This window comes from Rhodococcus sp. IEGM 1306, assembly GCF_036541985.1.
Taxonomy (GTDB): Bacteria; Actinomycetota; Actinomycetes; order Mycobacteriales; family Mycobacteriaceae; genus Rhodococcus_F; species Rhodococcus_F qingshengii.
In genome coordinates this window covers 1,253,246-1,279,974 of the sequence record NZ_JAZHFF010000001.1, presented here as the reverse complement: position 1 = coordinate 1,279,974, position 26,729 = coordinate 1,253,246, and the positions used below count along the sequence as shown (strand labels likewise).

Genomic DNA, 26,729 nt, shown 5'->3' with positions numbered 1-26,729 from the left:
AACTTCCGACTCTCGAGGGCGAGGCTCGTCGTTGACCTGGTAAATAAGTTGATCCTCCTGCTCGGGATCGCGTAGTTCGATCACCGCGTTGTCCGAATCACGTGATGCGCGATATTCGGGAGAACCAGCCGTTGCTGTGATTTGTTCCCGATCACCGAGCTGCGAAAGACCAACTTGGTAGAAATCGATACCGCCGTGCGATCTTCGATCCGGCGATGTATACACCTTTTCTCATCGCGGTGTGCACGCCATATGAGGAGCCTGAGGGATTCCTGAGAATCCTGGTGACTGCGCGCCTTGCAGCGACAATCCGAACCGCCCGATAACCTCATGAGCGTGACCCACGCCGAACAGATACTCCGCCACGTCGAGGACGTAGTTTCCGAGGACGAGATTTTGACCGCGGCGCGAGATCGAGCGCTGGATCTCGGAGCCCATCCGGTGACGCCCGCCGTCGGCGCGACCCTCGCGATGTTCGCGAGGATGCTCGACGCGAAGACGGCCGTCGAGGTAGGTACCGGAGCCGGCGTGAGCAGCCTGTGGCTTCTGCACGGCATGCGCGACGACGGCGTCCTGACCACGATCGACAGCGAACCCGAACATCAACGAGCAGCCAAGCTGACCTTCCGCGAAAGCGGAATCGCTCCGGCACGCACTCGCCTCATCAACGGACGGGCTCTCGACGTGCTTCCCCGGCTCGCGGACGGCGGCTACGACCTGGTGTTCGTCGACTGCGCCGCGATCGACCACCCGCACTACGTCCGCGAAGGTGTCCGCCTGCTGCGCTCCGGCGGTGTCATCGTTCTGCACAACGCCCTGGCCGACGGCCGCGTTGCCGACAGCTCCGCACGCGACGCGACAACGGTTGCGGTCCGAGAAGCGGCAAAGGCCGTGACCGAGGACGAGCGACTCATTCGAGTCCTCCTCCCCCTCGGTGACGGCCTCCTCTGCGCGAGCAAGCTCTAGATCCAGACGCCCTTACCGATGGCGACGACGCCACCCTGACTGACGGCAAATCGTTCGCGGTCACGTTCGAGATCGACGCCGATGATTTCGCCGTCACCGACGACGACGTTCTTGTCGAGGATCGCTCGCCGTACGACGGCACCCTTGCCGATGCGCACACCCGGCATCAGCACGCTGCCCTCGACGGTCGCACCGTCCTCGATCATCACGTTGGAACTGAGTACCGAATTGCGCACGGTCGCCGCGGACAGGATCGACCCAGCACCGACCACCGATTCCTGCGCGAGTCCGCCCTTCACGAACTTTGCGGGCGCGAGATTCTCGGTGGCGCCGCGGATGGGCCAGCGACGGTTGTAGAGATTGAAGATCGGGTGCACCGACACCAGGTCCATGTGAGCGTCGTAGAAGGCGTCGAGGGTACCGACGTCACGCCAGTAACCGCGGTCTCGATCGGTGGCGCCGGGAACGACGTTGTCCTTGAAGTCGTAGACCGACGCCTCACCCGCGGCGACCAAGGCGGGAATGATGTCTCCGCCCATGTCGTGATCGGAATCGGAATTCTCTGAATCAGCGCGGATGGCGTCCACGAGTACCTTGGTGGTGAACACATAGTTACCCATGGACGCGAACGTCGAATTGGGGTCGTCCGGTGTCCCGGGAGGATGGGCGGGCTTTTCCAGGAACTGGGTGATGCGTCCGGACTCGTCACTGTCGATGCAGCCGAAAGCAAAAGCCTCACTTCGCGGTACACGAATACCCGCGACCGTCACGCCTGCCCCGGATTCGATGTGGTGCTGAACCATCTGTTCCGGATCCATCCGGTACACGTGGTCGGCACCGAAAACCACGATGTACTCGGGGTCCTCGTCGTAAACGAGATTGAGCGACTGCAGGATTGCGTCGGCACTGCCGGTGTACCAGCGCGGCCCGAGCCGCTGCTGGGCCGGGACCGGGGTGATGTACTCACCCGCGAACCCGGACAATCGCCACGTCTGCGAAATGTGGCGGTCGAGTGAATGTGACTTGTATTGCGTCAACACACAAATACGCAGATATCCCGCGTTGACAAGGTTGCTCAACACGAAGTCGATAAGTCGATATGCACCTCCGAAGGGCACTGCGGGCTTCGCTCTGTCCGCGGTCAGCGGATACAAGCGTTTGCCCTCGCCCCCGGCGAGCACGATTCCAAGCACATGCGGCTGGCTTCTCACACCGCTAACCTATCCGCACTGGTGAACTCCCGCTAGCGAAGCAGTCCGAGAGGTCCGATCGTGTCCCCCTCCGAACGGTCGGGGATAACGTGATCGGTAGCCGGATCGACCACGGGCGGTTAGGTTTAGCGCGTGCGAGTCGCGATGATGACCAAGGAATACCCGCCGGAGATCTACGGCGGTGCAGGAGTACACGTAACCGAGCTCGTCGCTCAGATGAAACGGCTGTGCGAGGTCGACGTGCACTGCATGGGCGCCCCGCGCGAAGGCGCGATCGTCCACTCTCCCGACCCCGCTCTCGCCGGATCCAACCCGGCCCTGACGACGCTCTCCACCGAACTGCGCATGGCGGACGCCGCGGCCGGTGTCGACATCGTCCACTCCCACACCTGGTACACCGGACTGGCCGGGCATCTCGCGTCGGCTCTCTACGACGTGCCGCACATCCTCACCGCGCACTCACTCGAGCCCAGACGCCCGTGGAAGGCCGAACAGCTAGGCGGCGGCTATCGGATCTCGTCGTGGTCCGAACGCAACGCCGTCGAGCACGCAGACGCGATCATCGCCGTCAGTTCCGGTATGCGACTCGACGTCCTCGACGCGTATCCCGCTGTCGATCCGAGTCGCGTTCACGTAGTGCGCAACGGAATCGACACCGAGGTATGGCATCCCGGGGGATCTGCGCCGGGAGCACAGTCCGCACTCGCGTCGATCGGCGTCGACCCGGCGAAACCCATCGTGGCCTTTGTCGGACGCATCACGAGGCAGAAGGGCGTCGGGCACCTCGTCGCGGCAGCCCACCACTTCGACCCGGAGATTCAGCTCGTGCTGTGCGCCGGCGCTCCCGATACGCCGGAGATCGCCGCCGAGACGGAGAAGGCGGTGGCCGAACTCGCCCGGCACCGGGGCAATGTCTACTGGGTGCGCGAGATGCTCCCGACCGAGCAGATCAGGGAAATACTTTCGGCAGCAACGGTATTCGTCTGCCCTTCGGTGTACGAACCCCTCGGGATCGTCAATCTCGAAGCCATGGCGTGTGAGACCGCCGTGGTCGCTTCCGACGTCGGCGGCATCCCCGAGGTGGTCGCCGACGGCGTCACCGGTCGACTCGTGCACTACAACGCCTACGAGCCGAACGCATTCGAGGAATCGCTCGCGGCCACCGTCAATGCCGTTGTCGCCGACCGAGAAGGCGCCGACGCGATGGGTCGTGCGGGCAGGATCCGTGCGATCGACGAGTTCTCCTGGGCCGAAATCGCCAAGCAGACGCTCGAGGTCTACGCGGACGCCGTCACGAGACGCTGATCCGCGTCAGATCTTGCGATAGGTCGAGACCGTCGCCGACGCGGTGACGGTGCTCGGCTGCGGCAGCTTCGCCACGGCGGCAGCCAGATCAGCGGGCGTCAGGTGTCTCGCCGACGGTCCCATCCCCACCAAGTCGAGGACGTCCTGGTGTGAGAGTGACATCGTGAACTCGACCTCGTCGCTACTCACACGCTCGAAGTATCCGGCCATCGACGATTCGAGACGTTCCACTTTGCGGTCGTCGACCCGGACCATCGCGAGAATGTCGATCAGCTCGCGCAGATGCCTGTCGGTGGGCGTCAGGACCACCAGAACGCCGTCTTCGGCGAGAACTCGATGGGACTGCGGACCGTTACGAGGAGCGAACACACAGAGCACGTGAGAGAGCGCTCCGTCGCGAATGGGTAGTGGTTGCCAGACGTCTGCGACGATCGAACCGATTCTTTCGTGGACCTTCGCGGCACGCCGGGCCGCGAACTTGGACACGTCCAAGGCTATCGCCCGAGAATCAGGCAGCGAATCCACGACGTGTGCGAGGTATTGTCCTGTGCCTGCGCCGATTTCGACGATCCGCGCGGGGTCCGACCCCGCCGTCGTCGCGCAGGCCCGGGTGACGGCATCCATCAGCGGGCCGAAGTGGCCGGCGCCGAGCAATCGTGCACGCGCGGCAATCATCTCGGCACTGTCGCCGGTGAACTTCGTGGCACCGCCACTGATCAGGCTCACGTAACCCTGACGAGCGATATCGAATCGATGTCCGCGGTCGCACTCGGCGGCGCCGTCCACCAATTCCAGATCAGCAGCACACTGCGGGCAGGACAGAAGATCGATCACGGCGGCAAGCATTGATCCGTCCTTTCGGCTACCGGCGGTGCGCACACACTTCAGGCCCCGTACCGAAACGGATACGGAGCCTGCGTGCAATCACGTGCTGTTGTTCGTACTGCTACAACCTGGACCCGACTAGCTGGTGACGTTCGTGAGTTCCACACCGAGCGCTGCAGCTTCATCCGGGGTCAGCTCGACGACGAGGCGTCCGCCACCCTCGAGTGGAACCCGCATGACGATTCCTCGTCCCTCTTTGGTTGCTTCGAGGGGACCGTCCCCGGTCCGGGGCTTCATGGCCGCCATCCTCTGCTCCCTCCAGATCTGCGCTGCATTGCTCTGCGCCTCGACTAACGGTGCGCCCCGCCAACAATCAGCGAGGCTCGTACCCTCCATTGTTCCCTATGGATGCGGGAACCGGGAATCTGAGTCACATTTAGGGGTGTTCAGTCGTCCGTCACACCTGCGCCGGAACCCAGCAATCGGCCACGTGATCATCGACCATTCCGGTGGCCTGCATGAGCGCATAAGCCGTGGTAGGACCCACAAACTTGAACCCGCGCCGCTTGAGTTCCTTAGCCATGGCAGTCGACTCGGGAGTGACCGCGGGAACCTCTGCAATTGATGTCAGTCTTCTGGTGCGTCGAGGCGGCGAGAACGACCAGAGTAACGAATCGAGGTCCAGATCGGGCGAATTCACGAGCACTCGGGCGTTGGAAATCGTCGCCTCGATCTTCGCGCGATTGCGGACGATCGCGGCATCGGAGAGCAATCTCTCGACATCCGCAACTCCGTACGCTGCGACCTTGTCCGGATCGAACCCGTCGAAGGCTTCGCGGAACGCCTCGCGTTTGCGCAGAATCGTGATCCACGAAAGTCCCGATTGGAATGCTTCGAGGGCGAGTCGTTCGAACAGTTCGTCGCGCCCGTGCAGCGGACGCCCCCACTCCTCGTCGTGATAGTCGCGGTAGAGCGTGTCGCCGGGCGTCTCGACCACCCAGCCGCACCGAACGAGTCCGTCGGCCATCAGCCCTGGGAATCCTTCGATTCGGATACGGTCTCAGGCTCCTCCTGCGATGCTTCGGCCTTGGCCGGAGCATCCGCTTTCACCAGGACCTCAGACCGCTCGTCACGGCCAAGTTGTGCACGCAGAGAATCGATTTCCAACCCGAGGCGATGCAGGGCCCAATCCACTTCACTCGCCTTGTAGCCACGCAGCACCTGCTGAAAACGCAGCGCGTCGACATCCGCCCCGGTGACGTCCTCTGCCGGGAGTACGGTCGCCGTCGTGCCAGGAGGCAGCGGCGGCAGCTCTTCCGAGCGCCCGAACACAGCACTGGCGGCGAGGAAGATCATCGCGCCGACCAGTGCCATGACAATCAGGTACAGGAGGATCGTCATCATGGACCGATACTCCCATACCCGAGTGTGAGCGGTCAGACCCCCGCGGTGCGCACTATCGAATTCATCGGGGGTCGATCGAGTAGCGAAACCTCGGTGGTCTCGGGCACGAAAGAATCGCCGTCGACCAGGAATTGGGTCAACCCGGCACCCGAATCCTCGATCCCGCACCGCCGGAGCATCGTTCCGATGATCTGCCGGCTCATCACACCGAGGTCGGCGAGCGGCCGGTTGCGATGCTTGCGCACACCGAGATTGACCTGACCGATCGCCGCCAGCCCCAACGTGTCGTACGTGTCGAGCAGAAGGCCGATCTCGACGCCGTAGCCGGGCGCAAACGGGACAGCGGACAGCAGCTCACGGGTGCCCGCGTATTCACCGCCAAGCGGTTGCAGTACCGACGTGAGTTCCGGCCGCAGCGCGGCCAACATGGGCCGCGCAACCAATTCCGTGACTCGCCCGCCGCCGTTGGCGTCCTCCGTGCCGCTCACGCGCAGCGGACGGCGGTAGTAGCCCTTCACCAGATGGATGCCGTCAACCGTGAGCAGTGGCCCCAGCAGTTTGGGCACGAACGCCGGATCGGGATTGATGAGATCGGAATCGACGAATGCGATCAGATCGCCGGTCGTTGCGGCGACCGAACGCCAGAGCACCTCACCTTTGCCCGCAGTCGGCGGGATGGACGGGACCGCGCTCTCACGACTGATCACCGTTGCTCCAGCAGCGCGAGCACGCTCGGCGGTTCTGTCGGTCGAACCGGAATCGAGAACGATCAACTCGTCGACCAGGCCACCGAGCAACGGATGAATGGTGTCGACCACCGCGGCAACGGTGTCCTCTTCGTTGAGTGCGGGCAACACCACCGAGACGGTTCGGCCACCCTTCGCCCGTTCGAGCTCGGCGACCGTCCAACTCGGATGGTCCCAACTGTTGGCGTCTGCCCATACGCGGGTCGGGCCCGCACCAGTGATGCTCATGCCAGACCTCGAACCGTACGTACCGGGGCACGGCGTCCCTGGATCGCGGCCACCATGTCGACGACTCGACGGGTGGACGCCACCTCGTGAACACGGAACACCCGGGCGCCGCCCGCCGCGGCCATTGCTGTCGCTGCCAATGTTCCCTCCAACCTCTCGGAAAGCTCCACACCAAGAGTCTCCCCGATGAAGTCCTTATTACTCAGCGCCATCAGCACTGGCCACCCGGTGTTTACAAGAACGTCCACTTTCCGCAACAACTCGAGCCCGTGAAAGGTGTTCTTACCGAAATCGTGGGTGGGATCGATCAGGATCGCGTCACGCGGAACCCCGAGTGCCAGGGCGCGCTCTGCCGCCGACACGACCTCGGTGACCACATCTGCGACGACGTCGTCGTAGCGGACACGATGCGGGCGGGTGCGCGGAACCGCGCCACCCGTGTGCGAGCAGACGATCCCGGCACCAGTCTCGGCAGCAACCAGGACGAGGTCGGGATCCGCACCCGCCCACGTGTCGTTGATCAGGTCGGCGCCTTCGACGCGTGCCAACCGCGCGACGCCGCTCCGCCAGGTGTCGACGCTGATGATCAGCTCGGGGTACTTGGCTCTGATCGCGGCGACGAACGGAACGACTCGCCTGACCTCTTCGTCGGCGTCGACGAGGTCACCGGGCCCAGCTTTCACTCCCCCGATGTCCACCAGATCGGCGCCCTCGTCGACGGCCCTGTCGACGGCAGCCATCGCTGCCGAATCCGAGAACGTCGCGCCTTGGTCGTAGAAGGAATCGGGAGTGCGGTTGACGATGGCCATCACCAGTGCACGGTCGACCGCGACCGGACGCCCACACAGGGTGGGCGCCGGACCTGGCTGCGCGGTAGAACCGGGGAGTGAAGACATGCCACTCATACTGGCATGACGGAACTCGGTCTAGCCCTTGGGTACCGAGCCCGCCGCGACCTTTCCGACGTATTCGTCGTACGAGTCCACGTAACCACCCTCGCGGCCTTCGAGAACGTGCAGAGTGTCGGCGCCGACGTCGTAGCCCTCGTTGCGCAATTCCACCTTGCGCGACTTGAAAGTGCTGGTGTGTTCGAGTGAGTCGACGATGCGGATGAACAGCGGGACCGCGTAGTTGGGGAGCTTGCCGTATAGGTGTGCCGCGACTTCACTTCCCTCCAAGCTTTGACCGTCCCGCAGCTTGACCGCCGCCATGCCCGCGCGACCGTCGGTGCCCGGAATCTCGACGCCGTAGACAACTGCTTCCTCGACGGCCGGGTGCGAACTCAGTGCGCCCTCGACCTCCGTGGTGGCAACGTTCTCGCCCTTCCAACGGAAGGTGTCGCCGAGGCGGTCGACGAAGGCGACGTGGCCCCATCCCTGCTTGCGCACCAGGTCTCCGGTGTCGAACCAGGTGTCGTCGTCCTTGAATCCGCCGCGTACCAGTTTGCTGTTGCTCGCCGCTTCGTCGGTGTAACCGTCGAAAGGCGCCCGGTCGGTGACCTTCGACAGCAGGAGTCCGACCTGACCCGTGGAAACCTTGCGGAGTCGACCGTCGGCTCCACGCAACGCTTTTCCGGTGTCCTCGTCGAACTCCACGACGGCGTGCGGCAACGGGCAGATGCCGGCCGTCTTGTCGACGTTGAGTGCGTTGACGAACGCAATGTTGCATTCGCTCGCACCGTAGAACTCGGCGACGCGGGGTATGCCGAACCGCTGGGTGAATTCGGCCCAGATCTCAGGGCGCAGACCGTTACCCACCATCAGCCGAACAGCATTGTCGCTGTCGGTCGGCTTGACCGGCTGGTTGAGCAGATAGCGGCACAGTTCGCCGATGTAGGTGAACGCGGTCGCCTTGTTGAGTGCGATGTCGTCCCAGAACCGCGAGGCCGAGAACTGACGTCCGATCGCGATTGTCGCACCGGACGCGAGCACCGAGGACAGCGAGACCGTCAACGCGTTGTTGTGGTAGAGCGGCAGGCAGCAGTACAGGGTGTCCGAGCCGCGCAAGCGCACGCCCATCAACCCGAGCCCCGACATCGACTTCAACCAACGGAAGTGAGTCATCAAGCTGGCCTTGGGCATTCCGGTGGTGCCCGAGGTGAAGATGTAGAACGCCTTCTCCTTTGCCAGCACCTCGGCGGTGACCGCGGGGTTGGACGGATCAGCCGTCTTCGCCAGATCCGCGAGTTCGCTGACGAGAAGTTGGTTCGGTCCGCTAAATCCGGCGGGCAACGATTCGAGGGCTTCTTCGCACTCGTCGGCGACCACCAGGACCCGCGCGTCGAGGAGCGTAAGGCTGTGTGCCAGAACGTCGTCGCGCTGGTTGTAGTTCAGCATGCCCGCTGCCGCGCCGAGTTTTACCGCGGCCAAGGCGATCAACAGCGCTTCGGGAGTGTTCTTTGCCAGCACTCCGACGACGTCTCCGCGGTCGACTCCTCGACCACGGAGAACGCCCGCGTAGCGGTTCACCAGTTCGTTGGCTTCCGCGTAACTGGTCGCGTGGCCCTCGAACCGGATGAACGGGCGCGACGGGTGCGCGTGCGCGGCCTTCTGGAAGATCAACCCGATCGATTCCTTGGCCGAAGGCTTACGGGTGAGCCCGGCGGCCCCCCGCGCCAGGATCGGCACCTCGGTGATCATCGACGGCAGTTTTGCCGCCAGATCGAGCAGGCCGACGGTCGAACGGGCTTCCGAACTCATGGCTCCCCTAACACGTATCCGGCGCCCATTCGGCCGCCCAGTCTGCGGCCACCTTACTGCACGGTAATAAAGCCCGCCATGCCCCAGGTCAGGGTTTCACGCAAGCGTCTGATCAGGATTTGACGCACGCGTCGAGCGCGGCCTCGACGTCCGTCCTCACCAGCAGAGTGTCCAGCGCCTGACGCCCGACGAAGCCCGTCCCGTCGAGCTTGTTCAACCACTCGAGCAGGCCAGTGAAGTGGCCGACGGGATCGAGCATCACGACAGGTTTCTCGTGCATTCCCAGGTAGCCGGCGGTCCACGTCTCGAACAACTCTTCCAGCGTCCCGATTCCGCCGGGCAGCGTGATGAACGCGTCGGCGTGGTCTTCCATCAGCTTCTTGCGTTCGCGCATGGTGTCCGTGACGATCAGCTCGTCGGCATCGACGTCGGCAACTTCCTTGTGCACCAAGGCCTTCGGGATGACGCCGACGGTCCAGGCACCCGCCGCGCGAGCGGACTCGGCGACAGCGCCCATCATCGACACGTTGCCGCCACCCGAGACCAACTGCCATCCGCGTCGACCGATCGCGGTTCCCACCTCGGCAGCCAACGCCAGGAACGATTCGTCCACCGGACCCGACGCGCAGTAGACGCAGATCGAGTACTTCTTGTCGGAATCGGTCACCATTCTTCTTCTTTCCCCAGATCTGCGGCCTCGTCGACGCCCTTGTCGGCGTTGAGGACGATTCGTACTGCTTCTTCCACACTGTCGGTGACGTGCAGCAAGTTCACGTCACCTTCGGAAATCTTGCCGTCACGCTCGAGGGTGCCGCGGATCCAATCGACGAGTCCGGACCAGTACTCGGTACCGAACAGGACGATCGGGAAGCGCGTGACCTTGTGGGTCTGCACCAGGGTGAGTGCCTCGAACAGCTCGTCGAGTGTTCCGAAGCCACCCGGCAGGCAGATGAATGCCTGGGAGTACTTCACGAACATCGTCTTGCGTGCGAAGAAGTACCGGAAGTTGATTCCGAGATCCACCCACTCGTTGAGTCCCTGCTCGAACGGCAACTCGATGCCGAGGCCGATCGAGTACCCGCCGGCCTCACTGCAACCGCGGTTGGCAGCTTCCATCACTCCTGGCCCACCACCGGTGATGACGGCGTACCCGGCCTCGGCCAACGCCGTTCCCAGCTCGCGCCCGGATTGGTACTCGGGATGATCGACCGTGGTGCGGGCCGAACCGAACACCGTCACCGCACGCGGGACCTCGGCGAGTGCGCCGAAACCTTCGATGAATTCGCTCTGGATACGCAGCACACGCCACGGATCGGTGTGTACCCAATCCGTGGGTCCGCGCTTGTCGAGCAAGCGCTGATCCGTCGTGGTCTTCTCGTCCTTGCGCTTGCGTCGAAGCTGAACCGGCCCGCGGTGCTTGATCGACGAGCTCTGCTTCTTCGAAGCCGAATTCTTCTCTGGTGCCATGCGGCAAGGCTAACGGTCAGGCCGACAGATACTTCCTCAGCACGGCCGCGACGTCGGTGATCTGCTGCACCGGAACGTGCTCGTCGCGCTTGTGCGCGAGGTTCGGATCACCCGGTCCGTAGTTCACGGCAGGAATGCCGAGCGCCGAGAACCTGGACACGTCGGTCCACCCGTACTTCGCACGGAACTGACCACCGGCCGCCTCGATCAGGGCGGCAGCGGACGGGTTCGCCAAGCCGGGCAGCGCGCCGGGCGAGGAGTCGGTGACCTCGAATCCGAGGCCCAGACCGTCGAACACTTCGCGCACGTGCGCCTCGGCTTGTACCTCGCTGCGATCGGGCGCGAATCGGAAATTGACGTCCATCTCGGCTTCGTCCGGGACGACGTTTCCGGCGACGCCACCGGAGATCCGCACCGCCGACAAGCCCTCGCGGTAGCCGCAACCGTCGATGTCGACCGAGCGCGGCTGGTAACTCGACAACCGCTCCAACGCACCGCCGAACTTGTGAATGGCGTTGTCCCCCAGCCAGGACCTGGCCGAATGTGCGCGAGTTCCCGAAGCCGTCAACCGAACCCGCATCGTGCCCTGGCACCCGGCCTCGATGAAACCGGCCGTCGGCTCACCGAGAATTGCGACGTCCGCCGCGAGCCATTGCGGGATCTCGCGTTCGATCCGTCCCAGGCCGTTGTACGTTGCGGCGATCTCTTCGCAGTCGTAGAAGACGAGGGTCAGATCGTGGGCCAGGTTCTCGATGGTGGCCGCAAGGTGTAGGAAGACCGCGTCGCCCGACTTCATGTCCACGGTCCCGCAGCCGTGCAGGATGTCGCCGTCACGCCGCGAAGGAACGTTGTCCGCGATCGGCACCGTATCCAGATGTCCGGCGAGCATGACCCGACTGGGCAAACCACGCGACGTACGCGCCAACACGGCATTGCCGTTGCGGATGATCTCGAAGCCCGAAGTCTGCTCACGCAGCGCATCCTCGACAGCCTGCGCAATGACGGATTCGTCGTGCGAGACGCTGGGGATGTCGACCAGGGCGGCCGTCAAGTCGATGGGGTCCGAAGCAAGATCGAGGATGCTCACACGCACCAGCCTAGGCCGGTGCACCCACCACCCAGTAATCTCTAGTCCCGTGAGCGCACAGGGAGCAACAGCAGTAGGTATCGCCAACGTGACCGCGGACGGAACCGTCCTCGACACCTGGTTCCCGGCACCGGAGCTGGGAACATTCGACAAGACCGGTACCGAGAACGTCGAGGGAACAGATATTCCTTCCGATCTTGCACTGCTGGCAGGCACTGACGACGCTCGCGAGGTATCGCAGGTCGTCGTGCGCACCACCATCGCCGATCTCTCCAAGGCGCCGGTCGACGCACATGACGTCTACCTGCGCCTCCATCTCCTCTCGCACCGTCTCGTCGCACCCCATGGTGTCAACCTCGACGGCCAGTTCGGCCTGCTCAGCAACGTCGTGTGGACCAACTTCGGCCCGTGCGCCGTCGAAGGTTTCGAGCAGGTTCGCTCGCGTCTGCGCATCCGCGGCGTCGTGACCGTGTTCAGCGTCGACAAGTTCCCCCGCATGGTCGACTACGTCGTGCCGTCCGGAGTTCGCATCGGTGACGCGGACCGTGTCCGACTCGGTGCACACCTCGCCAGCGGAACGACCGTCATGCACGAGGGCTTCGTCAACTTCAACGCCGGAACCCTCGGCAACTCGATGGTCGAAGGCCGCATCTCCGCGGGCGTCGTCGTCGACGACGGATCCGATGTGGGCGGCGGCGCCTCGATCATGGGCACCCTCTCCGGTGGAGGCAAGGAAACGATCTCCCTCGGCAAGCGCTGCCTCCTCGGCGCAAACGCCGGCCTCGGCATTTCGCTCGGCGACGACTGCGTCCTCGAAGCGGGCCTCTACGTCACCGCCGGCACCAAGGTCACCGGCCCGGACGGAACCGTCGTCAAGGCCAAGGAACTGAGCGGCAAGTCGAACCTTCTCTTCCGTCGTAACTCGGTCTCGGGTGCCGTCGAGGTCGTGCCGTGGAAGGGCACCGGCGTCGAACTGAACGCTGCTTTGCACGCTAACGACTGATGAGTAGCACCGACGTCTCCGACGGAACAACCACTGCTCTCGGCCACGGTCTCAAGGTCCGCCATCTGACGATGATGGGCTTGGGCTCGGCCATCGGCGCCGGCCTGTTCCTCGGAACCGGCGTCGGTATCGCCAAGGCCGGGCCGGCCGTCCTGATCTCCTACATCCTTGCGGGCGCCGTCGTGGTGTTCGTGATGCGCATGCTCGGCGAGATGGGCGCCGCGATCCCGGCCAGCGGTTCCTTCTCTCACTACGCGCGCCTGGGGATCGGCGAGTGGGCCGGCTTCGTGATGGGCTGGCTCTACTGGTTCATGCTGATCATGGTGCTGGGCGCCGAGATCACCGGGGCTTCGGCGATCGTGAACGACTGGGTGCCGTCGATCCCGCAATGGGTTGTCGCCCTGGTTTTCGTGGTGTTCTTCGCCGTGGTGAACCTGGCGAAAGTCAGCAACTTCGGTGAGTTCGAGTTCTGGTTCGCCGCAATCAAAGTCACCGTCATCATCGGCTTCCTGATCATCGGTGTCCTGCTGGTGTTCGGCATCCTCCCCGATACCGACCCGGTCGGTACGAGCAATCTGTTCGGGCAGGGCGGCTTCATGCCCAATGGATTGTCCGGCATAGCCGCAGGACTTCTCGTCGTGGCATTCGCCTTCGGTGGGATCGAGATCGTCACCATCGCCGCAGCCGAATCCGAGAATCCGGAACGCTCCATCGCCGTCGCTGTCCGGAGCGTCGTGTGGCGCATCAGCGTCTTCTACATCGGCGCCATCTCGATCATGGTTCTGGTGCTGCCCTGGAACGACCCCGAACTCGAGAGCGGCCCGTTTGTGGCCGTCCTGAACAAGGCGAACATTCCAGGCGTTGCCGGGTTCATGGAACTCGTCGTAGTAGTGGCGTTGCTTTCCGCCTTCAACGCCAACATCTACGGCACCTCTCGCATGGCGTTCTCACTTTCGCGCCGCGGCGACGGACCCGCCTTCATGGCGAAACTGTCGAGCACCGGAGTTCCGACCAATGCCGTTCTGCTGTCGGTGTTCTTCGGCTTCGTCAGCGTCCTGCTCAACTGGCTGCTCCCCGACGACCTGCTCGGCATCCTGCTCAACGCAGTCGGCGCTGCGCTGCTGGTCATCTGGATCTTCATCGTCGTCTCGCATCTGCGACTGCGAAAACAACTCGAAGCGTCGGGCAAGCTGACGGTTCGGATGTGGCTGTTCCCGTATCTGAGCTACGCGACACTCGCGATGCTCGGTGTGTTCGTCGTCCTCATGCTCTTCGACGCCGATGCCCGTGCACAGTTGATCTCGACCACCGTGTTGTTCCTCGTGATCGCGGCATTGGGTTTCCTGAACGCCCGTTGGCGTAAGCAGAATCAGCCCGTCTGATCCGTGTGCCTATGCATCCCGCCTGTTCACGACGACGATGCTGAGACCGAATACGACGAGCACGAAGAGGGCGAAGTAGATCAGGCTGCCCCAGGGTCCCCAGTGGAAATCGACGCCACCGCTGGAACCGAGAAAGTTGTTGGCGTTCATGAACGGCAGGAACGGCATGATCTTCTCGCCGATACTTCCGAACAGGTTGAAAAGATTCTCGATCAGCAAGGGCCACAACAGCAGAAGCGCGATCGCACCTGCAGACTGCCGGAGCAACGTGCCCACTCCGACTGCTAGAACTACGCAGAAGAACGCGTAGATCGGTGTTCCGTAGACGACCCACCAGTTCTCGTCGCCGGACAGAGTCAGGAATCTTCCGGCGTCACCTGATGTGGCCTTCGTGAGGGCGAAGGCGCCGAACGACAACACGAGAGTCAGCACCGCTCCGAACCCACCGATGAGGCCCGCTTTGGCGACGAGCACCGAGGCGCGGTTCGGAACCGCCTGGAAGGTGGTGCGGATGGTCCCGAAACGATATTCGCTGGTGATCGCGAGAGCCGCCATGATCATCAGAACCAACACACCGAAGCCGGTCACTCCACTGAGTGCCCCCGAAACTGTCGGCATCATTGCACCGTTGGGGTTGCTGAGCGACGACTTGGCGCTCAGTCCGAAAACGGTAGCGAGTCCCAACCCGAGCACGATGATGATGATCGTGCACCACAGCGGCGACTTGGTCGTGGTGATCTTGATACGTTCAGCACTGAGAACAGCCATTACAGTGCACCTCCCATAGCCTGCTGCGTGTTTGCCTGCTGCGTGTTTGCCTGCTGTGTATTTGCGTGGTGTGCACCGACACCCGGATCGATACCGGATGCGTGGTACTGGACATCGTCCCCGGTCAACTTCATGAACGCATCCTCGAGCGACCCCTGCTGAGAAGCCAACTCGTACAACACGATCCCCTGCGAACCAGCCAACCCACCGATCACATCAGTGGTCGAATCCACCACCACCAATGCCGGGGCAACACCGGAACCGTCCTCACGCACCGTCAACCCCTGCGAGAGCAACACACTGCGCAACGCATCGAGCTGAGGACTACGCACCCGCACCGTCGACTCCGACGAACGATCCACGAACTCCGCCACCGTCGAATCCGAAATCAACCGACCCCGACCGATCACCACCAACTGCTCCGCCGTGAGCGCCATCTCCGACAGAAGGTGACTCGACACCAGCACCGTGCGGCCCTCGGCCGCCAACCGCTGCATGAACTTACGAATCCAGACGATGCCCTCCGGATCGAGACCGTTGACCGGCTCGTCGAACAACAACACCTTCGGATCCCCCAACAACGCACCCGCCAACCCCAGACGCTGCGACATACCCAACGAGAACCCGCCGGCCTTCTTACCCGCCACCTCGGACAACCCGACCAACCCGAGCACCTCGTCGACGCGGGACTTCGGGATCCCGTTCGAAGCAGCCATCCACTGCAGATGCGCCCGCGCACTGCGATTGGGGTGCACCCACTTCGCATCCAACAACGCACCCACCGTCCGCAACGGCGTCTTGAGCTCCCGGTACGGCTTGCCCTCGATCAACGCCGCACCCGACGTCGGCTGATCCAAACCCAGGATCATCCGCATCGTCGTCGACTTACCAGCACCGTTCGGGCCCAGAAAGCCCGTCACGATGCCCGGCTTGACCGTGAACGACAAATCGTCCACCGCTTTCGTCGGTCCGTAAACCTTGGTCAATCCCCTCAGCTCGATCATGAGGACCAGTCAACCACGAAAACCGAACTGTCGGAACTTTCAGACGCCAACAGAGAAAGGCGTTGCGTCCGTTCGCTGTCGAGGCTAGTATCGAATGTATGTTCGACACTACCGGGGGGTAAAAGTGACGACGCAAGTATCTGAACAGGCCATATCCAAACAGGCGATATCCGAAGAGACCATCGGACAATTCCGGGCATCACTCGCCAGCATGGATCGATCCATCGACAACGCAGCACGCGTGGATCTTCTGCGCGCATTGGAAGAGTTGAAGGCCAGTTGCGCTGGTGCCCAGGCATTGCTGGCTGCCGATCTCGACGCGTTCACCCGCAACGACCGCGGCGAACGGGGAGTGCCGCGCGCATACCAAGGCCGTGGAATCAACGCGCAGATTGCCCTCGCACGGCGAGAGTCGGCTTGGTTCGGAACTCAGCATCTGAACCTGGCCCGCGCACTGAACGACGAGATGCCTCACACACTTCGACTACTCGTCGACGGCTCCATCAGTGAGCATCAAGCGACGATCCTCATGCGCGAGACTTCATGTCTCACCGCCCAGGATCGCGCTACATTGGATCGCGAGTTCTGCTGCGACGCTGCAATCTTGGACGGATGCGGCAACCACCAACTGACACAAAGAATCCGCGCACGCACTGCCGAAATAGACTCCGACAGTGTTGCCAGACGAGCACGCAAAGCCGTGGGAGACAGACGAGTGACGTCACGGCCTGCGCCCGACACGATGTGCTGGCTCAATGTATTTCTTCCCGTGGCCGAAGGTATCGCCGTGCACGCCACGCTCAGGCGCGACGCAGATTCCGTACTTGCCGGCGGGGACAAGCGCACCCGAGCGCAAATCATGGCTGATCTCCTGGTCGAGCGAGTTACCGGAATCGGCCGCGCCACACCGACACCCGTCACCGTGAATCTGGTTGTCTCCGACCAGTCATTGTTGGGCGAAAATTCCGACCCGGCGTACGTCCACGGGTACGGACCTGTACCAGCCGCTATTGCACGCGAATGGATCACCAAGGCCAGCGAAGACTCCGAAACGGTGGCAACGCTCCGAAAGCTCTACGCACGCCCCGATACGGGCGCACTGACCGCAATGGAATCCACGGCGAGAACCTTCCCGAAGGGGTTGGCGCGATTGATCGAACTCCGTGATCGAAGCTGCCGTACTCCGTGGTGCGACGCGCCGGTTCGCCACCGCGACCACATTCGCGATCACTCGAGGGGTGGCCTCACCAGCGCAGCCAACGGTGCCGGGTTGTGTGCGGCATGCAATTACGCGAAACAGGGCTCGGACTGGACTGCCGAACCTGTACCAGGTAACCGGCACACCTTCACCACAACGACACCTACCGGGCACCGGTATTCGTCTGAGGCTCCGCCACTTCCGGCACCCTGGACCAGTCCGGATGCGGCCTAAGTTCCTCGGTGAGCCAATGCGTTCACGAACACCTCGGAAATCTCCGAGGGGTCACGAGCGATGTACGTCGAACCGCCCGTCACGCGGGAGATATCGGCGAGCGCCGCCGCATCTGCGTCATCGGTGATGCCGATGGTGACGATGATGACCGGACGCGCCGGATCCTGCTCGCGTGCAAGAACATCGAGCAACTGTTCACGGCTGATGCTGTCAGGATCTTCGTTTGCGCCGTCGGTCAAGATGATGACGCTGTTGACTGCTCGCGGATCGTACGATTCCTGAACCTTACGGAATGCGGCCAGCGTCGTGTCGTACAAACCTGTGGCGCCACGTTTGAGTTCGGTGAGCCGGTTCGCCTGATCTGCCATCAACTTTCGTTGAGTCACACCGTCGACGATCGTGTCGTAGCGCCTGATCGGCACCAATTCCTGGAAGTCCTGGGTTCCGTTCATACCTTGGGAAAACGCCCAGAGACCGGCAGCGACGCTGTCTGGGAAGACCTGATTGCCGGCCAGAGCAGCAGCAGTGGTCAACTGCATGCGCGTCTTGCCGCCTGCCGCCGGGTAGTCCATCGACGCAGACACGTCGATCGCAACGAGTGTCCGGATCGGCTTGGCCATCAGAGCCCAAGCGCCCAGCGTTTGATCGGCCACCGACTGTTCGGACACGGTCAGTGCCGTGACGTCACCGACTCCACCTTCGACGGCTCCACCGCCGGAAGTACGGAACCCGCTGCGCGTCAGCACTTCCTGAGCAGATTCACTGTGCAACAGCTCGGCGATGGCGTCACCCTTCTTGGCTGCGGCGTAGTGCCGGTCCGGTGCCGAAGCACTGACCACCAGGGGGTAATCCATGATCATGGTTCCCGTCGCCGGTACTGTCGCGGAAATCTTCGACTCAGCCTTCGTGAACTCGACGACCTGTTGCTCGGTCGAAACACCGACCTTTCCGGAGCTGACCAATTCGGTGAGCATCTTCTGTCCTACCGGCTGATCTTCGGTACGAACACTCTCCGCTTGCGCATGGGGTACGAGTGCCGCTCGAACGGATTCGGAGGTGGCCCCGGTCTCCGCGAGAGCTCCGAGAATGGGCGCCGACGCAACCCCTGTGAACAACGGATTGCCCAACGCCAGGTCGGGAACCTGAAGCGCCGTGAGCCAACTGGCAAACTGTTCGCCACCGCCGGAGGCGAGAACGACAGGCGAGGTGGCGATCGAACCTCCCGCGGCAGCAACCGGCCCCTTGGCCGTCAATGCAGCTTTGCCGACCCACGCTGTCGAATCCGGTATCCACATGTCCGGAGCGTCCACGCCCTTACCTAAAGTTCCCGCAACGTCCCCGGGCAGCGCAGAGGTGACCGTGATCCGTGAACAGCCTGTCTGCTCCGGCGACGATTCTGCGAGGATCTCCGTGACTGCCGGCGCGATCGCAGGATCCGCTGCCAGCGAGTACTCGTCGACGCTCTCGCAGGAATCGGACTGTGTTGCCTTGAAGACCACCACCCCGGTGGCGACTACCGCGACGGCAACCAACCCACCCACTGCGTAGAACCCGATCGACCGCCCGCTGTCAGGACTCGAATGCCGTCCGCCCGCCATGAAATCTGCCCTTCCGAGGCCACTCGCACTCAGGCATACCGACGGTATGCGCGCGACTGGAACTGTCCCTACCGGGCGGTAGTGTAGCCAAGAACACAGAAATTCCAACTAGCGCTGAATCGTCGGAGAACCGGCGAGCCCACATTTCGGGACAGGCCGGCCGAATTCACGAACCTTCAAGCGTCGCAGCGACTTTTCAGCAAACTGACCTGCCTAGAGCAGCTCACGCTTCTGAACCTTGCCCATCGCGTTACGTGGCAGAGTCTCGGCAAATCGAACCTCACGGGGACGCTTGTGCGCCGACAACTCCGCCCCGACCAACTCGACCAATTCGGCTTCGGTGACCTCGGGAGTCCCGGGCTTACGGACTACGACGGCGATGATCCGTTGCCCCAGATCGGCGTCGGGGACACCGATCACCGCAACTTCGGACACCGAAGGGTGCCCGAGGATGGCGGTCTCGATCTCGCCGGCGCCGACTCTGAATCCACCGGATTTGATCAAGTCGATGGATTCGCGGCCGACGATTCGGTGGAACCCACCCTCGTCGATGACGGCGACGTCACCGGTCTTGAAGTAGCCGTCCTCCGTCCAGGACTCGGCGGTTGCGTCCGGACGGTTCAAGTAGCCGTCGAAAAGCATCGGCCCACGTACCTGTAGGCCGCCGATACTCTCGCCGTCGTGCGGCACATCGTTGCCCTTCTCGTCACGAAGACGAGTCTCGACTCCGCGCAGCGGCACGCCGACCCACCCCGGGCGTCGCTCGCCGTCGAAACGCGTGCTCAGGGTCAGCATCGTCTCACTCATGCCGTAACGCTCGATGAGCGTCAATCCTGTTCGCTCCCGCAGCTTTTCGAAGACAGGCACGGGAAGCGGCGCACTACCGGAGACCAGAAGTCGGGCACCGGACAACGCGCGGGCAGCTTCTTCGTCTTCGGCGATACGCGACCAGACGGTGGGGACACCGAAGTAGAGGGAGCCTTTGGCCCTTGCGTAGTTTTCCGGCGTCGGCTTGACGGTGTGGATCACCCGGCTGCCGATCCGGAGGGGGCCGAGGATTCCGAGAATCAGTCCGTGCACGTGGAAGAGCGGAAGCCCGTGTACGAGGGTGTCTCGCCACGTCCAGTCCCAGGCCTCGGCGAGCGCGTCGAGCCCGGCTGCGATAGCCGAGCGACTGAGCAGAACGCCCTTCGGTGGGCCGGTAGTTCCGGACGTGTACAGGACGAATGCTGTGGACTGCGGTGCCGGTTCGGGATAGCTGTGCCACGAGCGAGCGTGCAATCGGACGGGAACCACGGGCAGACCTTCGCAGTGGTCGTCCGTTTCGCCGAGCCACGCCTGGGCACCGGAGTCACGCAGAATGTGCTCTCGCTCAGCCTTCCCCGAGTCCGGCGGGACCGGCACCACGGTGACGCCGGCAATCAACGCCCCAACGACGGCGAGAATCGTTTTTGCTGTGGGAGTTGCCAATACGGCAACCCGATCGGCCTGCGCCACTCGCTCCGCGACCGAGGTCGCGGCACCGAGAATGGCACTCCGCGAGAGAACCGTGTCACCGATCGTCACGGCGTCGTCGAGGTCGTCACCGCGGGCAACAGCAAGGGGGTTCAAGGATCTCAGCAGCACCACGACAGCATCTCACAGCGCGGATGGTCGCAAACTTTCTCCTGCCCGACGCGCGTCCATCGAGTGCGGAGGGAACAGCGTCACCAGCGCAGCCCCCAAGAGCGCCCCGGAAAGCACCGCGAATCCGTGTGCGTCGTCGACCGTCACCAATGTTGCGCCGCCGACGACAATCACGACCGTCAGAACAATCTCAGGCATTCGCGGGCGCACCAGAACGCCGATCCCCGCGGCCGCCGCTGCCAGAGCAAGCGTGGCACCGGAGTTGCCTGCGCCGGTCGACGGGAAGACTGCGGTGGTGAGCAAACCGAACAACAGTTGACCGAGCAGGAAGAGAGCCCAGCCACGTGCGGCGCCCCAGAGCCGAAAAGCAGGCGGCGCCACCACTGCCAACGTGAGAAGGTTGGCAACCGTCCCGGCAAGGCCGCCGTCCTGGACGAACACCGACGTCAGAATCCGCCACCACTGACCGTCGCGGATCAACGTGGGATCACGGCGAAACATGTCCAACAGTCCCGGCATCAGCGCCTGCAAAATTGACGGCACTGCCACCACGAGCCAAAGCACAACGGCCGAAAGAGGTAGGTCTCCGAATATTCGACGATCCTTCAGCCACGCGAGCATCAGCGCGATCGAGGCAACAACGACGGCGACAATCAGTACCGCGTCCAAGCCGCCGGTCCCTGAGGTGGTCACAGCGCGACCTTACATCGGACCGATACCGACATCAGGGAACCTGACACCTGGGAAGCACACGATTCAGGCGGAGAGGCGCTTTGCTGCCGCAGCGATTCGTTCGTCTGTTGCAGTGAGCGCGATCCGCACGTGCTTGCTCCCGCTCGGTCCGTAGAACTCACCGGGGGCAACGAGGATCCCACGATCGGCGAACCAACTGACCGTCGCTCGACATTCCTCGCCGCGCGTCGCCCAGAGGTACAGACCTGCCTCGGAATTGTCGACGGTGAATCCGGCGCCTCGAACAGCTTCGATCAACACACTACGACGCTCGCGGTACCGCTCGCGCTGGATGTTCTCGTGTTGGTCGTCGCCCAAGGCTGCGGTCATCGCCGCCTGGATCGGTAGCGGCAGGATCATGCCCGCGTGCTTGCGCACCTCGAGCAGTTCCGACACCAGAGCCGGATCACCGGTGACGAACCCGGCGCGATAGCTCGCGAGATTGGACGTCTTCGAAAGTGAGTGGACCGCAAGCAAACCGGTCAGATCACCGTCGTTGACACGAGGATCGAGAATGGAGAGCGCATCCGCTTCCCACGTCAATCCGAGGTAGCACTCGTCGGAGACGACAATGGCGCCGCGCTCGCGCGCCCAGGCCACGACCTTCTGCAAGTGCTCGAGGCCGAGCACCTTGCCGGTGGGATTCGAGGGCGAGTTCACGAAGATCATCGCCGCCGACTCGGGACCGAGCTTGTTCAAGCCGTCGGCGCGCAGGACGCGAGCACCTGCCAGTTTCGCTGCGACCTCGTACGTCGGGTACGCCAACTCCGGAATGACTACCAGATCGTCGGCTCCGAGACCGAGCAATTTCGGCAGCCACGCGATCATTTCCTTGGTACCGATGGCCGGCAGCACCGCTGCCGGATCGACGTCGGGAATGTTGTAGCGGCGATCCAGTGACTCCGCCACGGCCTCGCGAAGCGCGAGCGTGCCATGAGTCGTCGGGTATCCGGGCACCTCGGCAACAGAGGCCAGAGCCTCCTGAATCACCGGGTCCACCGGATCCACCGGCGTCCCCACGGACAGGTTCACGATGCCGTCGGGATGAGAGTGCGCCTTCGCCGTGACATCGGCAAGCGAATCCCACGGAAAATCAGGAAGCCCAGCGGCCACCGGAGTACGAGACAAGATCTCTATTCCTCACCCATGGGAGGCAGCGCCTTGATGAACGGCGTGTCGTAGTCGACCTTGCCGAGCTTGGCCGCTCCACCCGGTGAGCCGAGATCGTCGAAGAAATCGACGTTGGTGCTGATGTACGCGTTCCACTGGTCCGGGACGTCGTCTTCGTAGAAGATGGCTTCGACGGGACAGACAGGCTCACACGCGCCGCAGTCGACACACTCGTCGGGGTGGATGTAAAGCATGCGTCCACCCTCGTAGATGCAGTCGACAGGGCATTCTTCGATGCACGCCTTGTCCATCACATCTACACACGGTTCAGCAATCGTGTAGGTCACTGCCGATCTCCCTGCCTTCCTGTCGTGCATCGCCGCCGCAACACGCAGTTGCAAGGGGCCGAAAATCCGATACGACTCTCACGTACCGCGGGAACAGCCTATTATCCCCCTGCCGACCGACTCTGAGCACGCGGGGGTAACACATTTCAGCCTACTGCGGTGATGTTCCTCGACCGAATCGCGATCCACTTCTCCCCCAGAGCGGCCGCGCGTACCAGTGCGCCCCGCTCACCGAGGTAATCCGCCACGACGCCGACCACCGGAATCTTGCCGAAAATCTCGTACGGTTTTGTCCGAGACGGCCGCTTGTGCAACTCGTCCGTGATGGCACGAAAAGTCTTGGACGTGCGCCACAACGTTCCGATGAGCGCGAACGGGCGCCAGGTCTCGTCGGCGCCGCTGGCTGATTTCTCGGCGAAGTCAACTCCGGTGAGAAGCTCTCGAGACTTCGTCTCACGCCGGCACAGCACCGACGCCAGGAGGTCCACCTGCTGATCCCGTTCGGTCACTCCGTGTTCACGGGCAACCGCAACGAGCACAACGGCCTGATTCGCGAAGGCCAGCAGGTCCTGGATCGGCAACCGATTGAGGAGGACACCGAAGATGCCGGGAAACGCGACGGCAACGGTGTTGAGTGCACCCAACCGGGTCGTCCACCACTTCGAGCGCTGCTCGTCGGTCATCACCGACCACGCCGCCGTCCCGGGGAACTTGACGACGTCGAGGACCCAAGCGGCCGCGTCCAACACCATCGCAGCAGCGTTTCGCTCGGGATCGGTCGGCTCGAACGTCCGACGCTTGATACCGAGCGGATCGCTGTAGGCGAGGTCGAGAACCGGGTTGATCCCCCACACCGCTCGATCGAGAACCTCGACGACCTTGCGGTCCCCCAGTACGTCAGCCATCAGGCAATCGCTCCTTCGCGTCGTGCATGTGTGGTGGTTCGTTCGCGTGCCGGACGTCCGATTCCCTCGGCGATGGCGCGCAGTTCTGCGACGGTCTTCTCGGAACCGTGTTCGGAGCCGGCCATCCGCGAGATCGTCTCTTCCATCAGCGTTCCGCCGAGGTCGTTGGCGCCGCCGTTGAGCATCATCTGCGTTCCGGTGATGCCAAGTTTGACCCAGCTGGTCTGGATATTGGGTATGCGGCCGTGCAGCATGATGCGTGCCAACGCGTGCGCAGCGCGGTTGTCCCGATTAGTCGGCCCTGGCCGTGAAGCGCCCGCCAGGTACAGGGGCGCGCTCTGGTGAACGAACGGCAGCAGCACGAACTCCGTGAATCCGCCTGTACGGTCCTGGATTCCGCGAAGAACGTTCAGGTGCCCGACCCAATGGTGCGGCTGATCGACATGCCCGTACATCATCGTCGAACTCGACCGCAGCCCCACCTCGTGGGCCGTGGTGACCACTTCGATCCATTCCGCCGTCGGCAGTTTGCCCTTGGTGAGGATCCAGCGCACCTCGTCGTCGAGGATCTCCGCTGCCGTACCGGGAATGGTGTCCAGGCCCGCCTCACGAAGGGCCGTCAGCCAATCCCTGATGCTCTCACCACTGCGCGATGCACCGTTCACGATCTCCATCGGAGAGAACGCGTGGACGTGCATCGACGGCACGCGCTTCTTGACGGCCCGGACCAGGTCGGCGTAACCGGTGACGGGAAGTTCCGGATCGATACCGCCCTGCATGCACACCTCGGTTGCGCCGGCGACGTGCGCTTCCCACGCACGGTCGGCGACCTGCTCTGCCGACAGCGTGAACGCGTCGGCGTCACCCTTGCGCTGCGCGAACGCACAGAATCGGCAGCCCGTGTAGCAGATGTTGGTGAAGTTGATGTTCCGGTTCACCACGTAGGTGACGTCCTCGCCGACGGCATCCTTGCGCAGCGCATCCGCCAGTGCCACAACGGCTTCCAGGCCCGGGCCCTCCGCCGTGGCGAGGGCCAGGTACTCGTCGTCGGAACATCCGGCCGGGTCGCGTTCGGCACTGCGGAGCGCAGCCAGCAGATCGGTGTCGACGCGAATCGGAGCACTGAGCTCGAGAACCTGTTCGCGCACGGTCTCCCAGTCGCCGAACGCACTGCCCAGGTCACTGCGGGTCTCGGTGTTGCGCCCGTCCGTGTCGATCTCGGTATTGAGATCGACGCGTCCGCTCGATTCCCACGACTCGTCCGGTTCCTGCCACGGCCGACCCACCGGCTTGGTGTCGGGCAAGGCGAGACCGGTCTTGGGATCCGCCAGCGCCTGCACGTGACCCGCAATACGCGGATCGATCCACGGAGCCCCGGCCAGGACATATGCCGGCTGAGCCGCAGTGCGTTCGGTCAGCGTGAAGCCGCCCTCGGCGCTGATCTCGGCCAAGGTCTCGAGATTCGGCCAGGGACGCTCGGGGTTGACGTGATCGGGGGTCAACGGTGATACCCCGCCCCAGTCGTCCACGCCTGCGCCGAGCAGCGCGAGGCACTCGCTGTTCGAGACGAGATTCGGCGGACTCTGGATCCGCATCGTCGGCCCGAGCAGCAGGCGTGCGACGGCGATGGCCGCGAGAAACTCGTCGAGTCCAGCATCAGGCGTATTGCGCATCGCGGTATCGGGCTTGGCCAGGAAGTTCTGAATGATCACTTCCTGGATGTGGCCGAACGCCTTCTGCGACTTGCGTATCGCCATGATCGACTCGGCACGTTCGAGGAAGTTCTCCCCGATGCCCACGAGAATTCCCGTGGTGAAGGGGATGTTCAGTCGGCCTGCGTCGGTCAGGGTGCGTAGCCGAACCGCCGGGTCCTTGTCCGGGCTGCCGTAGTGGCACTCACCCTTGTCGGTGAACAGCCGGGTAGCGGTCGTCTCGAGCATCATGCCCATCGACGGCGCAACGGGCTTGAGCCGCGAGAGTTCCTGCCAGCTCATCACACCGGGATTGAGGTGTGGGAGCAGGCCTGTCTCCTCGAGTACCCGGATCGACATCGCTCGCACGTAGTCGAGGGTGGAGTCGTAGCCGCGTTCGTCCAGCCATTGCTTGGCTTCCGGCCAGCGAGCCTCGGGGCGATCCCCCAGCGTGAACAACGCTTCCTTGCAGCCCAATTCGGCGCCTGCCCTGGCAATGTCCAAAACCTCGTCCGGTTCCAGGAACATGCCGTGCCCAGCGGCACGCAGCTTCCCCGGCACCGTGACGAATGTGCAGTAGTGGCACTTGTCCTGGCACAGACGGGTCAGCGGAATGAAAACTTTTCGCGAATACGTCACGGTGTTCGGCCGACCCGCTGCCAGCAGACCGGCATCGCGAACCTTGGCCGCCGAAGAACACAGATCGGTCAGATCGGTTCCCCGTGCCTGCAGCAGCGTTGCCGCCTCGTCGACGTTCAGGGTCGCTCCGTCGCGTGCACGACGGAGAACTCGCCGCATCGCCGACGCTGACGGGCCGGGCGACGGACTGGACGAGGCGGACGCGGAAATACCTGGCATCGGAAGCATGGTGGGTTTGCCGGAGTCATCACCAGTTCGGTTCACCTAGCGATCATGCGCCATGTGGGACGACTAGTGCCACCCGGTGCCAGAAGTAGGAGGCCTCACCGCCCCGACACCGCCTCGATCACGACGGCCGGTAGTCGTCGTCGACCGCAACCTCGACTCGTTGATCCACCACGTCAGCCACTGGCGCGTCGAGCGGAATGTCGGTCAGATCGGGTTCTTCAGGGGCGTTCGGATCTACGGGTGTCGATTGTTCGAGCGCATCTGATTCCGGAGCCTCCGGGTCGAATGTCGCATCTTGTTCGGTCATCACGTGCTCCCTTCGCGGT

At 63.3% G+C, this 26,729-nt stretch carries 26 protein-coding genes; 5 read left to right on the top strand and 21 right to left on the bottom strand.

The window, feature by feature from the left end:
• Window positions 1–330 precede the first annotated feature (330 nt).
• A complete protein-coding gene (locus V3587_RS06310; protein WP_007736091.1) occupies window positions 331–966 on the top strand; it encodes an O-methyltransferase in 636 nt (211 codons plus the stop codon).
• Here the strand turns inward: V3587_RS06310 and glgC are convergent.
• The gene (gene glgC, locus V3587_RS06305) at window positions 963–2,177 is read right to left on the bottom strand and encodes a glucose-1-phosphate adenylyltransferase (protein WP_003945185.1); all 1,215 of its coding nucleotides are present in this window, start codon (window positions 2,175–2,177) and stop codon (window positions 963–965) included. The two genes, V3587_RS06310 and glgC, sit on opposite strands and share 4 nt — an antisense overlap.
• 132 nt (window positions 2,178–2,309) lie before the next feature.
• On the opposite strand from glgC, the gene glgA reads away from it, so the two are divergent.
• A complete protein-coding gene (glgA, locus tag V3587_RS06300; RefSeq protein WP_003945186.1) occupies window positions 2,310–3,482 on the top strand; it encodes a glycogen synthase in 1,173 nt (390 codons plus the stop codon).
• Window positions 3,483–3,488: 6 nt separating this feature from the next.
• On the opposite strand, the gene V3587_RS06295 is transcribed toward glgA, so the two are convergent.
• The 10 genes from V3587_RS06295 to dapE all read right to left on the bottom strand — a co-directional run bounded on the left by V3587_RS06295 (window position 3,489) and on the right by dapE (window position 11,938).
• Entirely contained in the window at window positions 3,489–4,328 is an 840-nt protein-coding gene (locus V3587_RS06295) for a putative RNA methyltransferase (protein ID WP_007736089.1), read from the bottom strand.
• Window positions 4,329–4,445: 117 nt separating this feature from the next.
• The gene (locus V3587_RS06290) at window positions 4,446–4,613 is read right to left on the bottom strand and encodes a DUF3117 domain-containing protein (RefSeq protein WP_003945169.1); all 168 of its coding nucleotides are present in this window, start codon (window positions 4,611–4,613) and stop codon (window positions 4,446–4,448) included.
• Window positions 4,614–4,764: 151 nt separating this feature from the next.
• On the bottom strand, window positions 4,765–5,334 hold the full coding sequence (locus tag V3587_RS06285; RefSeq protein ID WP_003945189.1) for a DNA-3-methyladenine glycosylase I: 570 nt from the start codon (window positions 5,332–5,334) through the stop codon (window positions 4,765–4,767).
• A complete protein-coding gene (locus tag V3587_RS06280) occupies window positions 5,334–5,711 on the bottom strand; it encodes a DivIVA domain-containing protein (RefSeq protein ID WP_003945181.1) in 378 nt (125 codons plus the stop codon). Before V3587_RS06280 ends, V3587_RS06285 begins: the two co-directional genes overlap by 1 nt.
• 32 nt (window positions 5,712–5,743) lie before the next feature.
• Window positions 5,744–6,685, bottom strand: a complete 942-nt coding sequence (locus V3587_RS06275) for a glucosyl-3-phosphoglycerate synthase (RefSeq protein ID WP_003945188.1) — start codon at window positions 6,683–6,685, stop codon at window positions 5,744–5,746.
• Window positions 6,682–7,581 carry a dihydropteroate synthase gene (gene folP, locus V3587_RS06270; protein WP_050656816.1) on the bottom strand — a complete coding sequence of 300 codons (900 nt, stop codon included), beginning with the start codon at window positions 7,579–7,581 and terminating at the stop codon, window positions 6,682–6,684. Before folP ends, V3587_RS06275 begins: the two co-directional genes overlap by 4 nt.
• 30 nt (window positions 7,582–7,611) lie before the next feature.
• Window positions 7,612–9,384 (bottom strand): long-chain-acyl-CoA synthetase, encoded by a 1,773-nt coding sequence (locus V3587_RS06265; protein ID WP_283376218.1) that lies wholly within the window; start codon window positions 9,382–9,384, stop codon window positions 7,612–7,614.
• 112 nt (window positions 9,385–9,496) lie between these two features.
• Window positions 9,497–10,054, bottom strand: coding sequence for a TIGR00730 family Rossman fold protein (locus V3587_RS06260; protein ID WP_003945191.1), 558 nt, complete (start codon window positions 10,052–10,054; stop codon window positions 9,497–9,499).
• A complete protein-coding gene (locus tag V3587_RS06255) occupies window positions 10,048–10,851 on the bottom strand; it encodes a TIGR00730 family Rossman fold protein (RefSeq protein WP_003945176.1) in 804 nt (267 codons plus the stop codon). Before V3587_RS06255 ends, V3587_RS06260 begins: the two co-directional genes overlap by 7 nt.
• A 16-nt stretch (window positions 10,852–10,867) precedes the next feature.
• On the bottom strand, window positions 10,868–11,938 hold the full coding sequence (gene dapE / locus V3587_RS06250; protein ID WP_030536946.1) for a succinyl-diaminopimelate desuccinylase: 1,071 nt from the start codon (window positions 11,936–11,938) through the stop codon (window positions 10,868–10,870).
• Between the two features lie 49 nt (window positions 11,939–11,987).
• On the opposite strand from dapE, the gene dapD reads away from it, so the two are divergent.
• Together dapD and V3587_RS06240 are read left to right on the top strand one after the other, a co-directional pair.
• Window positions 11,988–12,941: a 2,3,4,5-tetrahydropyridine-2,6-dicarboxylate N-succinyltransferase gene (gene dapD / locus V3587_RS06245; protein WP_019749368.1), complete on the top strand. Its 954-nt coding sequence runs from the start codon at window positions 11,988–11,990 to the stop codon at window positions 12,939–12,941.
• Complete coding sequence (locus tag V3587_RS06240; RefSeq protein WP_003945184.1) at window positions 12,941–14,323, top strand: amino acid permease; 1,383 nt, start codon at window positions 12,941–12,943, stop codon at window positions 14,321–14,323. The genes dapD and V3587_RS06240 overlap by 1 nt, the downstream gene beginning before the upstream one ends.
• Before the next feature lie 9 nt (window positions 14,324–14,332).
• Here the strand turns inward: V3587_RS06240 and V3587_RS06235 are convergent, their stop codons facing one another.
• Together V3587_RS06235 and V3587_RS06230 are read right to left on the bottom strand one after the other, a co-directional pair.
• Window positions 14,333–15,091 (bottom strand): ABC transporter permease, encoded by a 759-nt coding sequence (locus V3587_RS06235; RefSeq protein ID WP_283376217.1) that lies wholly within the window; start codon window positions 15,089–15,091, stop codon window positions 14,333–14,335.
• Entirely contained in the window at window positions 15,091–16,095 is a 1,005-nt protein-coding gene (locus V3587_RS06230) for an ABC transporter ATP-binding protein (RefSeq protein WP_204855545.1), read from the bottom strand. Before V3587_RS06230 ends, V3587_RS06235 begins: the two co-directional genes overlap by 1 nt.
• Before the next feature lie 211 nt (window positions 16,096–16,306).
• On the opposite strand from V3587_RS06230, the gene V3587_RS06225 reads away from it, so the two are divergent.
• Complete coding sequence (locus V3587_RS06225; RefSeq protein ID WP_230691683.1) at window positions 16,307–17,527, top strand: HNH endonuclease; 1,221 nt, start codon at window positions 16,307–16,309, stop codon at window positions 17,525–17,527.
• Here V3587_RS06225 and V3587_RS06220 read toward each other — a convergent pair.
• The 8 genes from V3587_RS06220 to V3587_RS06185 all read right to left on the bottom strand — a co-directional run bounded on the left by V3587_RS06220 (window position 17,524) and on the right by V3587_RS06185 (window position 26,710).
• On the bottom strand, window positions 17,524–19,125 hold the full coding sequence (locus V3587_RS06220; RefSeq protein ID WP_269612956.1) for a substrate-binding and VWA domain-containing protein: 1,602 nt from the start codon (window positions 19,123–19,125) through the stop codon (window positions 17,524–17,526). The two genes, V3587_RS06225 and V3587_RS06220, sit on opposite strands and share 4 nt — an antisense overlap.
• Window positions 19,126–19,338: 213 nt before the next feature.
• Window positions 19,339–20,751: an acyl-CoA synthetase gene (locus tag V3587_RS06215; protein WP_269612954.1), complete on the bottom strand. Its 1,413-nt coding sequence runs from the start codon at window positions 20,749–20,751 to the stop codon at window positions 19,339–19,341.
• Window positions 20,752–20,763: 12 nt separating this feature from the next.
• Window positions 20,764–21,444 carry a rhomboid family intramembrane serine protease gene (locus V3587_RS06210; protein ID WP_218747578.1) on the bottom strand — a complete coding sequence of 227 codons (681 nt, stop codon included), beginning with the start codon at window positions 21,442–21,444 and terminating at the stop codon, window positions 20,764–20,766.
• A gap of 63 nt (window positions 21,445–21,507) precedes the next feature.
• Complete coding sequence (gene dapC, locus V3587_RS06205) at window positions 21,508–22,611, bottom strand: succinyldiaminopimelate transaminase (RefSeq protein WP_003945226.1); 1,104 nt, start codon at window positions 22,609–22,611, stop codon at window positions 21,508–21,510.
• 5 nt (window positions 22,612–22,616) lie between these two features.
• Window positions 22,617–22,940, bottom strand: coding sequence for a ferredoxin (fdxA, locus tag V3587_RS06200; RefSeq protein ID WP_003945248.1), 324 nt, complete (start codon window positions 22,938–22,940; stop codon window positions 22,617–22,619).
• Between the two features lie 146 nt (window positions 22,941–23,086).
• Window positions 23,087–23,845, bottom strand: coding sequence for a hypothetical protein (locus tag V3587_RS06195; RefSeq protein ID WP_283376216.1), 759 nt, complete (start codon window positions 23,843–23,845; stop codon window positions 23,087–23,089).
• Complete coding sequence (locus V3587_RS06190) at window positions 23,845–26,403, bottom strand: bifunctional FO biosynthesis protein CofGH (RefSeq protein ID WP_003945208.1); 2,559 nt, start codon at window positions 26,401–26,403, stop codon at window positions 23,845–23,847. The genes V3587_RS06195 and V3587_RS06190 overlap by 1 nt, the downstream gene beginning before the upstream one ends.
• Before the next feature lie 118 nt (window positions 26,404–26,521).
• Window positions 26,522–26,710, bottom strand: coding sequence for a hypothetical protein (locus V3587_RS06185; RefSeq protein WP_003945217.1), 189 nt, complete (start codon window positions 26,708–26,710; stop codon window positions 26,522–26,524).
• Between the last annotated feature and the right edge of the window lie 19 nt (window positions 26,711–26,729).

What these genes read in the sequence shown, in the direction of transcription:
- V3587_RS06310 (WP_007736091.1), top strand. Translation starts at nt 331, where the DNA reads ATGAGCGTGACCCACGCCGAACAGATACTCCGCCACGTCGAGGACGTA.
- V3587_RS06295 (WP_007736089.1), bottom strand. Translation starts at nt 4,328, where the DNA reads ATGCTTGCCGCCGTGATCGATCTTCTGTCCTGCCCGCAGTGTGCTGCT.
- V3587_RS06290 (WP_003945169.1), bottom strand. Translation starts at nt 4,613, where the DNA reads ATGGCGGCCATGAAGCCCCGGACCGGGGACGGTCCCCTCGAAGCAACC.
- V3587_RS06285 (WP_003945189.1), bottom strand. Translation starts at nt 5,334, where the DNA reads ATGGCCGACGGACTCGTTCGGTGCGGCTGGGTGGTCGAGACGCCCGGC.
- V3587_RS06280 (WP_003945181.1), bottom strand. Translation starts at nt 5,711, where the DNA reads ATGATGACGATCCTCCTGTACCTGATTGTCATGGCACTGGTCGGCGCG.
- V3587_RS06275 (WP_003945188.1), bottom strand. Translation starts at nt 6,685, where the DNA reads ATGAGCATCACTGGTGCGGGCCCGACCCGCGTATGGGCAGACGCCAAC.
- folP (WP_050656816.1), bottom strand. Translation starts at nt 7,581, where the DNA reads ATGTCTTCACTCCCCGGTTCTACCGCGCAGCCAGGTCCGGCGCCCACC.
- V3587_RS06265 (WP_283376218.1), bottom strand. Translation starts at nt 9,384, where the DNA reads ATGAGTTCGGAAGCCCGTTCGACCGTCGGCCTGCTCGATCTGGCGGCA.
- V3587_RS06260 (WP_003945191.1), bottom strand. Translation starts at nt 10,054, where the DNA reads ATGGTGACCGATTCCGACAAGAAGTACTCGATCTGCGTCTACTGCGCG.
- V3587_RS06255 (WP_003945176.1), bottom strand. Translation starts at nt 10,851, where the DNA reads ATGGCACCAGAGAAGAATTCGGCTTCGAAGAAGCAGAGCTCGTCGATC.
- V3587_RS06240 (WP_003945184.1), top strand. Translation starts at nt 12,941, where the DNA reads ATGAGTAGCACCGACGTCTCCGACGGAACAACCACTGCTCTCGGCCAC.
- V3587_RS06235 (WP_283376217.1), bottom strand. Translation starts at nt 15,091, where the DNA reads ATGGCTGTTCTCAGTGCTGAACGTATCAAGATCACCACGACCAAGTCG.
- V3587_RS06230 (WP_204855545.1), bottom strand. Translation starts at nt 16,095, where the DNA reads ATGATCGAGCTGAGGGGATTGACCAAGGTTTACGGACCGACGAAAGCG.
- V3587_RS06225 (WP_230691683.1), top strand. Translation starts at nt 16,307, where the DNA reads ATGGATCGATCCATCGACAACGCAGCACGCGTGGATCTTCTGCGCGCA.
- V3587_RS06220 (WP_269612956.1), bottom strand. Translation starts at nt 19,125, where the DNA reads ATGGCGGGCGGACGGCATTCGAGTCCTGACAGCGGGCGGTCGATCGGG.
- V3587_RS06195 (WP_283376216.1), bottom strand. Translation starts at nt 23,845, where the DNA reads ATGGCTGACGTACTGGGGGACCGCAAGGTCGTCGAGGTTCTCGATCGA.
- V3587_RS06190 (WP_003945208.1), bottom strand. Translation starts at nt 26,403, where the DNA reads ATGCTTCCGATGCCAGGTATTTCCGCGTCCGCCTCGTCCAGTCCGTCG.
- V3587_RS06185 (WP_003945217.1), bottom strand. Translation starts at nt 26,710, where the DNA reads ATGACCGAACAAGATGCGACATTCGACCCGGAGGCTCCGGAATCAGAT.